This window comes from Cutibacterium namnetense (assembly GCF_001642025.1).
GTDB lineage: Bacteria > Actinomycetota > Actinomycetes > Propionibacteriales > Propionibacteriaceae > Cutibacterium > Cutibacterium namnetense.
Genome location: NZ_LWHO01000018.1, coordinates 1 through 255 on the forward strand (window position 1 = coordinate 1; position 255 = coordinate 255).

The following is a 255-nucleotide window of genomic DNA, read 5'->3' on the forward strand; positions in this document are numbered from 1 at the left end:
GCACGCGCATAGCGGGTCTTCTTCTAGCGGTCGCTGTGGCTGCAGGCGCAGCCAGGGTGGCAGTAACTCGGATGCATGGCAGCGACGATCACGCCGGTCACCTCGCCACTAACCCGGCCACCGCAGCTCCGGGAACGTCCCAGAGCCACAATGCCTCTACCAGGGCCTCATCTGGGGCTACCAGTGTGGTTGGCGGTGGTGGGGTTCCCTTCGACCAGCTGGGCACAGTACCAGGGGTACGGATGCGTGCCGCCG

1 protein-coding gene is annotated in these 255 nt (G+C 66.3%); it reads left to right on the top strand.

The genetic code is table 11. The features are described 5' to 3' along the window. Window positions 1-35: 35 nt before the first annotated feature. Window positions 36-255: hypothetical protein (locus A5483_RS12280; protein WP_206598489.1), on the top strand; the 220-nt coding region annotated here is incomplete at its 3' end.